The organism is Micromonospora sp. M51, assembly GCF_018070305.1.
Classification (GTDB): Bacteria; Actinomycetota; Actinomycetes; order Mycobacteriales; family Micromonosporaceae; genus Micromonospora; species Micromonospora parva.
Window position 1 is genome coordinate 1 of record NZ_JAGPXZ010001547.1, and the last position, 412, is coordinate 412.

Consider the following 412-nt stretch of genomic DNA (forward strand, 5'->3'; position numbering starts at 1 on the left):
ACGTATGCGGGTGGGCCGGCGGTGTCGTGGCGCACTCAGATGGGCTGGCGGTGCGGTGACCTGGTCGGTGGTGTGGTGACCTGGTTGGCGGGGCGGGGGCGGGGCGCGGCAGACCGACTGGCGCGGGTGGAGAGGTTGGGCGATGGTGCGGATCAGCGGGCTGCGGACGGCTGCTGGGCGGCTGCGGCGTGGCTGGCGGCCGGTGCTGGAGGCGACGGTCGCGGCGACAGTGGCCTGGCTGCTGGCCACCCGCTTGCTCGGGCACCCGCAGCCCTTCTTCGCGCCGGCCGCCGCGCTGATCGTTCTCGGTCAGGCCCGGGGGCAGCGCAACCACCGCGCGGTCGAGGTCGTCCTCGGGGTCTCCGCCGGGGTGCTCGTCGCCGACCTGGTGGTGCAGGCGCTCGGCCCTGGT

At 75.7% G+C, this 412-nt stretch carries 1 protein-coding gene; it reads left to right on the plus strand.

Translation table 11 applies throughout. The annotated features are described in order from the left end of the window. Positions 1-142: 142 nt before the first annotated feature. A partial coding sequence (locus KBX53_RS35885; RefSeq protein WP_210864131.1) for an FUSC family protein occupies positions 143-412 on the plus strand: 270 nt, incomplete at its 3' end.